The organism is Steroidobacter sp. (assembly GCF_016790065.1).
GTDB lineage: Bacteria > Pseudomonadota > Gammaproteobacteria > Steroidobacterales > Steroidobacteraceae > Steroidobacter.
In genome coordinates this window covers 1-8,059 of record NZ_JAEUPY010000327.1, presented here as the reverse complement: position 1 = coordinate 8,059, position 8,059 = coordinate 1, and the positions used below count along the sequence as shown (strand labels likewise).

The following is an 8,059-nucleotide window of genomic DNA, read 5'->3' as shown; positions in this document are numbered from 1 at the left end:
GATGGCTGTGCCGATGTCGTCCAGTTCGCGCTCATGGAACGTGGGCACAGTTGGTAAATCTTCCAACGGCCGGACCGACAACACGCCACGCATTTGAGTCAGAGCGGAGTTCCAGCGACCTAGCACCCAAGCGAGCCAGGCCCCGGTGACCACGATGAGTAACAACAACGCGCCCGCCGCCATGGCGCCTTGAGTGAGCACGCGCGATGAACTGATCGGCACCCGCTGCATGACCCACACGACCAACATGGTGCCTTCGACTTGGAACGCCCGGGCGGCACGGACCAAGGCTTCGCGCTCGCCTACGATGGAGTCTTCTTCGAGCCCCTCGCTGCTGGCAGCTCGATGCGCCAGCGCCTCGATGCTCGGCAACTCCGCTACGGGCAACTGAGTCTTGGGCGTGCTGCCATCGTAGGTTGGGAACACATAGGTCATGAAGCCGCGTTGCTCGTTCCACACGCCGCCTTCCATGCCCGGACGCTCAGCCAGATTCAGGTCGAGCAACGCACCGCCGGTCGAGGGCAACGATTCCAGGGTCGCCCCCTGCGCGGCGATGGCCTGCAATTGGTCCACGACTTGATCGACGGCCGCACCGAGTTCGGCCCGCGTGCGGGATAGCTGACTGGAGACGCTGCGATCGGCGGCGATGAACCCTGCCGCTGTCAGCCCGAGCGCGCCAAAAAGCACGATGGCCCAGGCGAGCAACACCTTGCCTCGGAACTGCCACGGTCTGCGAGTGTTCATGCTGGCAGAAGGTAGCAGAATCCGTGCCAGCGCAAATTCCTACGCTGCTGCGGGCGGCTGCTCCTGCTTGATCAGCCGGCTGACGACCCAGCGAAACTGCGAGAGCGCCGTATCGACGCTCAGTGGCATCATCACGAAATCCGGATCGAGCGACAGGTTGTGTTGTTGGGCCGTGATCATGGCCCGGTCTTCCTCGAAGGCCTTGACGATACCGGCGTGGATTTCGCTCGTGACCTCGGGCCGATCGATCAAAAAGTTGTGCGCGTGGGCGAAAAAGTAATGAGTGGTCGTGTCCGTCTCCGGCGTCAGCGCCTGACAGCCGCGAAACGCGATAGCGCCGTCTCGATGCTGATCTTGACCACCGGTGCCGGCAGGCATCATCCCCGAATCCATCAACAGCACGCCGGGCACCAGGAAGTCGTAGTACATCCAGCGATCGACGCGTGCGTCTTTGGGATAGTTGGCGTACTTCGCTGAATACTCCGGCGGCTGGGTGTTGGCCACCCACTTGGTCAAACGCACGCCGCGTTCATTGCGCTCCACCTTGGGCAGCACGGCCGCATAGTCCGGCGAGCCGCCCACCGTGGTCGGATGCAAGAACGGCAGATGCGAGAAATCCAGCAGATTGTCGGCGATCAACAGATAGTTCACGTCGTAGTGCAGATAGCCGTCCAGCGAACGCCACTGCGGATGAGCCAGCCACTGTGTATCTGGAATCGCGTCCGGGTCGGCGAGCGCCGGATCGCCCATCCAAATCCAGATCCAACGGTGCTTCTCGACGACCGGAAACGCTCGCACCTGAGCCTTGAGCGGAATCCGAGTTTGTGACGGCGCGCCGATACATTGGCCAGTGCGATCGAACACCAGGCCGTGATACATGCAGCGAATACAATCGCCGCCCTTTTCCTTGCGTCCCATCGACAGCCTGGCGCCGCGATGACAACACCGATCCATCAAGGCCAACACCTGGCCTTGGCGATCCCGCCAGAACACCAATGGCACATTGATGATGGTGCGGCTGAGGAACCCGTCCGCGGGCACCTCTTTGTCCCAACCGGCGACGTACCAGCAGTTTTTGACGAACACCCCATCCCCCACGCCAGCTCGGTTGCATTCGATTCTGGGCGGCCGATAATCCACGCTCAAGCCGATAGCGTGGAGACTCACTATCTGTGGCAACGATAATCCCCGGCGCCCGCGGGTTCGACCTGAACCTGCTACGCATGCTGGTTGCGCTCGACCGGACGCGTCACGTCAGTAAAGCAGCTGAGCTCCTCGACATGAGCCAGTCCGGCTTCAGCTCCGCGCTCGCTCGCCTGCGCGTTCATACCGGCGATGCCCTATTCGTCCGAGGCGCGGGCGGCATGGTGCCGACGCCGCGCGCTCAAAAGATGATCGAGGCAGCGCTCAATGCGCTGACTGCGGTTGATGAAGGCGTGCTCGCACCGGCCGGCTTCGAGCCTGCGAGCGCAGCCACGGAGTTTCATTTCGCGATGTCCGATCTGGCGGAAATGGTTTTCTTGCCGAGATTGCTACATCACTTTCAACACATCGCTCCGCAGACTCGGGTGAGCAGTGAAGCTTTGTCCGAGGATGCGGTGGCGCAAGCGCTCGCCAGTGGCACAGTTGATTTGGCTCTCGGCTACTTCCCCGAGTTGTCGACTCAGGTGCATTTTCATCAGCGCCTGTATCAGCACACGTTTGCTTGCTTGGTGCGTCGGGGGCATCCGTTGGATCGCGGCCGCCTGACCGCGAAGGCCTTTGCTCAGCTCGGGCACGTGGTCGTCACGTCACCCGCTCGCAGTGGCCGGTTGTTCGATACTTGGCTACAACGCCAACGCATCGAGCGTCGCGTCGTTCTGCGAACGCCGCATCATCTCAGCTTGCCAGCCATCGTCGAGAGCACGGACTTGATCGCCACTGTGCCGCTCGCTGTCGCTACACGCTTTGCCGACACCAGCCCGCTGCAGGTGATGCCGCTGCCCTTCAAGCCGCCCATGTTCAATGTCGAACAACACTGGCACCGACGCTTGCAAAGCGATGCGCGACATCGCTGGTTGCGGCAACAGGTGGCCAGCTTGTTCAATGATCGCTCCGATGATTGGGTGGCGCTCGAGCGTCGTTTATATGGCGGGCAGCTGCGAAAGAAGGCGCGCTGAAGCCGACTACTGCGCCGGCTACAGCAACGAGCCAGCGAATCAGGACATGCCGGCGTATACATCGGCCGTACCTGGCTACGGCACTCGCTCGAGACGCAGGTTGCGGACTCGCCCACTGGAAACCAGCAACGCCACCGCCGCGCCGCCGGCATCGCGTTCGACGACGATGCTGGCGGTCGGCCAGACGCCTTCGAACCGATCGGTCAGCGTCGCCACCAACTTCACCGGGGCCGGCGACCACAGCGAACTCAACATCAGGCTGCCGCCTTCAAGCGCAACCTGGTAAGTGATGTCCAGCTCATCGCTACGATAGTTCCCCACCAGACCACGAAGCTCTTCTAACGACGGCGTCGCGCGTACCAGCCGCGGCAGCACGAAGCGCTGGCCTTGCACAGTATCGGTCCCGGCAAATTCGATGGCCGTGACTCGTCCGCGTCGGTCGAACACCGGCCGATAAAAATCGCCCGAGCGGCGCGGCTCGTCGCCGGAGTCGAAAGTGCCATCCGCACGCAAGGTCAGGCGGTAGGAAAAATTGGAACGCGCCATCGTCAGACCGTCGCCGTCCGGTTTCAGAGCCAAGGTCGCGCCGCTGGGCCGCAGGTACTCACCTTGCAGAGCGCTGATCAACGCTCGTTTCGGTTGTATCGCTCGCGGCAGCGGCTCGGCGGCGGGCATCGCGCCCTCGTTCAGATACAGCGCAACGATCTTTTCCAGTTTGGGCGTCAGTTCCATCCAGGTATTGGTGAGCAGCACCACCGCAAAATCGGTCTCTGGAAAGTACGCGAACAGCGCATAGAAACCCGACATGACGCCCGAGTGCACCAGCGCTGGGTGACCGGCCAGACGTTCTTTCGTCAGCCCGAAGCCGTAGTTCATGGGCGTGCCGTCGTCGAGCTGGCCCATTTGTGAGACTTCGCGAATCAGCGCTGCGTCGCCGACGACCGGCCGAGAAAAATTCCCCGCCCACTTCAACAAGTCGCCGACCGTACTGAACATACCGGTTGCGCCGACGCTGTCGGAGTTCATCAGCATGCGGCGCCACTTGCCGTCGACCTTCTGATAAGAATGCGCGCGGTTTGCAACGATCTCAGTGACATCGTCGTTGAAGAAGGTGTGATGCATGCCCAGCGGAGCGAAGATGCGCGCGTCCGTAAACTCACGCAACGAGCTTCCCGACGTCGCTTCAACCAACTCCGCCAGCAGTGTATAGCCAGTGTTGCTGTACGAATGATCCGAGCCCGGCGTGAAGTTCAGCGCTCGCTGGCGCTTGACCATGCTGAGCACCTGCCCCTGACGCAACCAATCGCTCATGTCGCGCCCGCCGAGCAGGAACAGATCCCATTGATCTCGCAGCCCGCTGGTGTGATAGATCATTTGGCGCGGCGTGATTCTATGGCCGAAGTCCGGCACGTACGGCAGATAGCCACGCACGTCGCCATCCAGATCGAGCTTGCCCTGGCGCGCCAACATCGCCGCTGAGAAAGCGACGAATTGTTTGGAGACACTGGCGATGTAGAACTGGGTGCTCGGCGTGATGCCGACGTTGTGTTCCAGGTCGGCATAACCGTAACCGGCGGTATAGACCGGCTCGCCTTGGTGATACACACCGACCGCCAAGCCCGGGCTGCCGGTGTGATCGTACTCGGCGAACAGCGCATCGACCGCCCGCTCCTTCGACGGCACAGCCGCGGCCGCCGGCAGGGCGGCCGCGAACAGCAACGCAAACAGAAGTCGCACTACCAGGATCCGTTGAGCGACACCGTGTAGCTTCTCGGCATGCCGTACCAGTTACGGGCGGCCGAGCTCCAAATCGTTTGGTAATACTTCTGGTCGGTGAGGTTGTTGAGGTTCAACGACACCGACCACTTATCGGTGATCGCGTACCCGGCTCGCGCATTGAAGATCGCATACGCATCCTGAGTAAACTCGAACGGTGCCGTGCCAATGGGGCTCTGCGAACCGTCGTAGACCGTCACTCTGCCGCGCGAGAAGTTCTTGCTCTGTGCATTGACGCCCGCACTCACCGTCAAGCGCTTGAGGTCACCGGCAAACCGGTAGGTGGTCCAGAGTTTGAACAGGTGTTCCGGCGTCTGTGGCATGAACACCGAGCCGAGTTGTTCGCTGGAGTACCCCGAGCGGTATTCGTTCTCGTTCCAGGTGTAACCCACGAACATGTTCCAGCGTTCGGTGATGTTGCCGCTGATTTCCGCATCGAAACCGCGGCTGCGAATCTCACCGGCAGCCAGGAAGCAGCACCACTGACCGGACTGGTTCATCTCGAAGCCATAGCGCATGTCTTCCAGCGCGACGTTGTCCAGATCGATTTGATAGATGGCGAACTGGGTGAATGCCCGGCCCTCGCCCAAGCCGCCCTTGAGGCCGATCTCCAGATTTCGACCGGTCTTCGGATCCAGCGGCTTGCCCGGTGGCGGCCCGCTCAAGCTGGACGCTTGCGATTGATAGACTTCGGCGAAACTGCCGTACGCCACCCAGCCCGACGACAGGTCATACGTGAGGCCGGCGTAGGGAGTGAACACGTCGCTCTCTTTGTAACGCTGCCGGTCGCGAGCCAGCTCCTCGCCGGTGGTCGTGTCATAGAACGGCCAATCCAACGAATAGTCGTAGTTGCTGTAGCGTCCGCCGAGCACCAGCTTCAGCGGCTGCGCCACCTGCAAGCTCAGACCCGCATAGATACCATTCTGAGAATTGCCGAAGTCGCGCATGCCGTTAGGAATCGCCGTGCGGCCCGGAACGGGGTACGCGCGGGGATCGAACTGAAACGGATTGTAGGCAATGCCATCGCCGTTCCATTGCGGGCCGCTAGTGGTCTTGTCCTGCCAGTCCACGCCCACGATCAATTTATGAGTGCGGCCCCACAGCTGGAAGCTGCCCTTGAGCGTTGCATCGGCAACGTTCTGCACGTAGGTGGTCATGGAGTTGACGGGATACAGCCAGGCTCCGGTCAGGTCCACCGGATCGACCGCGCCCCACGGGTAGTAGTAGAGATAGTCGCCGTCTTTCTTGACCCGCATGGCATTGATTCGCAGGCTCCAGGAATCGCCGAGCCGCTGATCCAAACGCGCGAACACTTCACCGTCTTCAGTCTCGGCCCGCGACCAATCAGGGCTCAAGCTGGTCGAACGCGGCAGCCCCAGATCGCGGCCGTCGCTGTAACGCGGCAAGCCGAAACCGTCCAACGGCTGTTTGTTTTCCGAATAGCTGCCGCCGACGGTGAGCAACGTGCCGTCCGCGACATCGGCTTCCAGAATGCCGTACACCAGATTATGGTTACCGCTGATCAAGGATTCCTTGTACGAGCTGGAGCGCTGGTTCATATACACGGCTCGCCCCCGCACCCGACCGTCGAATCCGAGCGGACCGGACGCATCCAGCTGGCCTCGATAGTTGTCCCACCGGCCGGCGGAAAGATCGACGCTGAACTTGTTCTTCTCGGTGGGCCGCTTGCGGATCAACTGAATCGTGCCGCCGGGCTCGCCATTGCCAGCGAACAGCGCATCCGCGCCACGCAACACTTCGACCTGCTCATACAACGCCATGTCGAGCGTAACTTCCTGATCGTCACCGCCGCCATTGCTCATGCTGATGGAGGCGCCACCGTCGATGTGAATATCAGTGATCTGAAAGCCGCGCGAATAAAAGTACTGCTTCAGCATGCTCTCGGTGGTCACCGTGATGCCGGTGGTTTGTTCCAGAGCCGCGCCGAGCTGATGGAGGTTCTGTTCCTCCAAGCGCTCACGCGTGACGATGCTCACCGACTGCGGCCGTTCGCGCAGCGAATCGCCGAGCCGCGAACTGAGAATGGGATCGTCGATGGTGGTGCCTTTGACAATAATCTCTTCGAGAGCTTCCGTGGTCTGGCGCTTCGTGCCCTTGTTGTCGGAATTTTCAGTCTCAGCCGCCGCTGCGCCATCAACGCGGGCTACTCGAAAACGTCCGCCGGCTTCCCCCGAGGTGAGCGTGCCCTCTGCGTCCGAACGCATCGCGCCGGTACTCGCCGCCGAGGACGCACGAATCATCACCGTGCGCCGATCCAGGAACTCATAGCGCAGATCAGAATCAGCCAGCAGTTTTCGCAACGCCGCCTCGGCGGTGAACGAACCGCTCAGGCCGGGCGCCATTTTGCTCTGGGCGGAAACGCCGGCGTCCAGCAGCAACTGCAAGCCGGCCTGGTGTGCCAGGGTATTCAGCGCATCGACCAGCGGCTGGGCGCCGATCGCAAACTCCACCACCGGCGGCGCAGCCTGCTCCGGCGGCTGCGCATTGGCGCAGGCGGCAGTGGCCAGTGCGGCGAGCAGCGCATGTCGTAATGTCGTCACGGTCTTCATCATATGCCTCTTCTTAGCCATCCCTGCGCTGATAGTGTGGTCGAGGCTGTAATTCGCCGCAGTCAGTCCCCCGGAAAAAACAAAGAAAAAAAAGCTGCGGCGTTTTGCTCGGCCGACCACACTATAGTGATGTGAACACTCCACCCAGCCCGATGACTCGACTCAGCGACCCACCCGCCACGCCGGGCCAGTTCGAGCGCTATGCCCGTGATTTGCACCGGTTTCTGCTGCGCGTCCTGAAGCACAGCCAGAACGCCGAGGACATCGGCCAGGAAGTGTTCGCCCGCCTGAGCCGGATCGGGCAGCGAGAGCTGGCCCGCAATCCCAAGGCCTACCTGTTCGGGATCGCGTTCAACGTGGTCCACGAATTTCGGATGCGCCAGCGGCGTGAGCGCGTGACCTTCGACTCGGACATGGCCCATGAGGCTTTGGACCACCCGGACGGGTTGCAGCCCGACGAGCAGGCCGACCTGCTGAGCCTGCGCCAGCAACTCGAACGCGCCTTGGAACGACTGCCTCGTAACGAGCTGATCGCGCTGCTGCTGGTCAAACGCGACGGCATGTCCTACGAGGAAGCCGCGAAAGCCTCGAATCTGACCGTGCATCAGATCGAGCGTTACGTGGCCAGTGCCCGCGTCAAACTGAAGAAGCTGTTGCAAGACCGCTAGATGGATCCCAGCTGGATGAAACTCTCGAGATTTCAACGCCAGGACAGGCAAATGAACGAAACCGAACGCTATTTGGACAATCTGCTGTCGGAGCAGGATTCGGATTGGGTGGACACGATGCGCAAGCCGAGTCTGTTGGACC

General features: G+C 61.5%; 5 protein-coding genes and 1 pseudogene. 2 read left to right on the top strand and 4 right to left on the bottom strand.

Features of this window, described 5'->3' with window-relative positions:
• Both JNL55_RS13650 and JNL55_RS13645 read right to left on the bottom strand, forming a co-directional pair.
• Window positions 1–744 (bottom strand): annotated as a pseudogene (locus tag JNL55_RS13650) (hypothetical protein); the annotation flags it as partial.
• A 39-nt stretch (window positions 745–783) separates the two neighbouring features.
• A complete protein-coding gene (locus tag JNL55_RS13645) occupies window positions 784–1,830 on the bottom strand; it encodes an aromatic ring-hydroxylating dioxygenase subunit alpha (RefSeq protein WP_293853838.1) in 1,047 nt (348 codons plus the stop codon).
• An 86-nt stretch (window positions 1,831–1,916) separates the two neighbouring features.
• On the opposite strand from JNL55_RS13645, the gene JNL55_RS13640 reads away from it, so the two are divergent.
• Complete coding sequence (locus JNL55_RS13640; RefSeq protein ID WP_293853835.1) at window positions 1,917–2,903, top strand: LysR family transcriptional regulator; 987 nt, start codon at window positions 1,917–1,919, stop codon at window positions 2,901–2,903.
• A 75-nt stretch (window positions 2,904–2,978) separates the two neighbouring features.
• On the opposite strand, the gene JNL55_RS13635 is transcribed toward JNL55_RS13640, so the two are convergent.
• Both JNL55_RS13635 and JNL55_RS13630 read right to left on the bottom strand, forming a co-directional pair.
• A complete protein-coding gene (locus tag JNL55_RS13635) occupies window positions 2,979–4,640 on the bottom strand; it encodes a serine hydrolase domain-containing protein (protein ID WP_293853833.1) in 1,662 nt (553 codons plus the stop codon).
• A complete protein-coding gene (locus JNL55_RS13630) occupies window positions 4,640–7,249 on the bottom strand; it encodes a TonB-dependent siderophore receptor (RefSeq protein ID WP_293853831.1) in 2,610 nt (869 codons plus the stop codon). Before JNL55_RS13630 ends, JNL55_RS13635 begins: the two co-directional genes overlap by 1 nt.
• A 152-nt stretch (window positions 7,250–7,401) precedes the next feature.
• On the opposite strand from JNL55_RS13630, the gene JNL55_RS13625 reads away from it, so the two are divergent.
• Window positions 7,402–7,917 carry an RNA polymerase sigma factor gene (locus tag JNL55_RS13625; RefSeq protein WP_293853829.1) on the top strand — a complete coding sequence of 172 codons (516 nt, stop codon included), beginning with the start codon at window positions 7,402–7,404 and terminating at the stop codon, window positions 7,915–7,917.
• Window positions 7,918–8,059: the final 142 nt, after the last annotated feature.